Origin of the sequence: Acidithiobacillus ferriphilus, from assembly GCF_018854775.1 — a bacterium.
Lineage (GTDB): Bacteria > Pseudomonadota > Gammaproteobacteria > Acidithiobacillales > Acidithiobacillaceae > Acidithiobacillus > Acidithiobacillus ferriphilus.
Genome location: NZ_JAAZTY010000244.1, coordinates 1 through 2,312, shown reverse-complemented (window position 1 = coordinate 2,312; position 2,312 = coordinate 1). Strand labels below are relative to the sequence as shown.

Annotated in this window: 2 protein-coding genes and 1 pseudogene; 2 read left to right on the top strand and 1 reads right to left on the bottom strand. The window is 60.2% G+C overall.

Annotation, left to right across the window (positions count from 1 at the left end):
* Nucleotides 1–399 (top strand): annotated as a pseudogene (locus HF921_RS12875) (ABC transporter ATP-binding protein); the annotation flags it as partial.
* Nucleotides 400–540: 141 nt separating this feature from the next.
* Complete coding sequence (gene rpsT, locus HF921_RS12870; protein WP_064219339.1) at nucleotides 541–816, top strand: 30S ribosomal protein S20; 276 nt, start codon at nucleotides 541–543, stop codon at nucleotides 814–816.
* A gap of 99 nt (nucleotides 817–915) precedes the next feature.
* On the opposite strand, the gene HF921_RS12865 is transcribed toward rpsT, so the two are convergent.
* On the bottom strand, nucleotides 916–2,312 hold a 1,397-nt coding region (locus HF921_RS12865), incomplete at its 5' end, for a 3'-5' exonuclease (protein WP_215893963.1).

Sequence of the window (2,312 nt, the reverse complement as noted above, 5' to 3'; positions counted from 1 at the left end):
CCCGCCACTATGAGGGCGGCACGTTTGCTGGGGTTTCGTAATTTCCTGACGGGACGCGTTGCGGAAATAGAGCGATCCGGAATGGTGGTGGCGGGAGCCGACTGGCGTTTGCGTGCCGACTTGCAGCACGGCATGCGTCCGGGTATGGCGGTGACCGTGGCCATTCGTTCCGAGGACCTCGTGCCGGGCGAAGCTCTGGGTGGCGCGGCGCCGAATGTCCTGAAATTGCAGGTCGCGGCACTGCGCGAGGAGGGGGTTGCCTTGCGCGTCAGAATGGGGGGCACTGTGTGTCTTGATATGCTGTTACCGCGCATGCAGTGCGCAGGCAGGTCGCTGGTGCTGGGCGCCGAGCTGTGGGTGCAGGTGGCACCAGAGCATGTGCACGTAATGGCGGAGTAAATCAGGGCATTCAGCACCGCTGTTGCCGTGCCGGGCGGTTTTTCGCATGTGTATTGATGTTGACAGGGTTGGGCGATGGCGCCAGAATATGCCACTTAATTTCCCGCAGTCGCGGGATTGTGGATATGGAGAGTACTAAAGTTGGCCAATACAGCTCAGGCGCGCAAGCGCGTATTACAAAATGAAAAACGGCGCTTGCACAATGCCAGTCTGCGCTCGCGCCTGCGCACTTATGTGAAGGGTGTGCTGAAGGCCGTACATATCGGCAATCAGGAGCAGGCACGCATCGCGTTGCGCGCTGCGGAGTCGGTCATCGACAAGACGGTGGGCAAGGGTGTGACACACCGCAATATGGCGGCGCGCACCAAAAGCCGGCTCTCGGCTCGCGTCAAAGCCATGGGTAACGTCGCTGGGTAAAGGCGGCAGGTAAGCTCCCGCAACCCGTGCGGGATACAGAGCGGGGGGCGATCCGGTGGTGTGGATCGCCCCCCGCTTTTGTGCGTGGCAAACTATTTATCAGGTTTTGCCGAGCATCCCCCGCAGTCGGGCGAAGGCGGCAGCCGGATCCATTTCTTCTTCGGGGTCCCGATCACCCTGCCAGTCCAGGTGCTCTTTAGGGATTTCCTGGAGGAAGCGGGACGGCTTCGGATGGACGTCCTGGCCGTAGCGGCGGCGTTTGCGACAGAGACTCAGAGTCAGTCGGAAGCGGGCGCGCGTCATGCCCACATAGAAGAGGCGGCGTTCTTCTGCAATCTGCTCCGGGGTTTCGCTGTTGCGGTGCGGCAGCAGTTCTTCCTCGGCACCCGCCAGAAACACCTGGGGAAATTCCAGCCCTTTAGCGGCGTGCAGGGTGGACAGGCGCAGCACATCGCGGTCGTCGTCTTCCGCGCGCTCCAGTACGTTGAAGAGCATCAGGCGATTGAGTATTTCCGCGAGGGTTTGCGGGCCCTCGTCCTGTTCTTGCAAGCGCTGCATCCAGCTCAGAAGTTCCTGAATATTCTCCCAACGGCGTCCTACCTCTTTTTCGTCACCTTCATTCTGTAAATACTGCAGATAGCCGATTTCTTCGGGTAGGCTCTGCAAGGCCGGGATAATTTCGGCTTTGTCCACTTCGTCGGCCTTAAGATTCACCCAGCCGGCGAAGCTGTGCAGGGCAGTACGCGCCTTTTCAGGCAACTCCAACGCGTCTTCCCAAAGCGCGGCGAACAGCGAGAGATTGCGTTCCTTGGCGAAAGCGCCCAGGCGCTCCAGTGTGCCGCTGCCGATGCCCCGCCGTGGGGTGTTGACCGCACGCAGAAAAGCGGGATCATCGTCGGGGTTGACCAATAGCCGCAGGTAGGACAAAAAGTCCTTGATTTCACTGCGTTCAAAGAAAGAGAGGCCGCCGGATATCTGGTAAGGAATGCGGGCATTGCGCAGCGCCGCTTCAAAAGGGCGGGCCTGATGGTTGCTACGATACAAAATGGCGTAGTCGCGGTATTCCCCCTGCCGTTGGAAGCGATCGCGGAGTATGGCGTTGACTACTTGCTCCGCCTCGTCAATCTCATTGGCGCAGCGCAGAGCGCGGATACTGTGGCCATCGCCCAGCGTGCTCCACAGGCGTTTTTCAAAGAGGTGAGGATTTTGCGCAATGACCGCATTGGCGGCTTGGAGAATGCGGCCGGTGGAGCGGTAGTTCTGCTCCAGTTTGACGACTTTGAGGTTGGGGAAATCCTGCGCCAGTCGATGCAGGTTGTCGGCAGCCGCACCCCGCCAGGAGTAGATGCTCTGGTCATCATCTCCCACCGCCGTCAGGTTGTGACGGGTGCCCAGCAGCGTTTGCACCAGGCGGTACTGCGCCCCATTGCTGTCCTGATATTCATCCACCAGCAGGTAGCGGATGCGGTCCTGCCAGTCGTGGCGGGCTTCTGCGT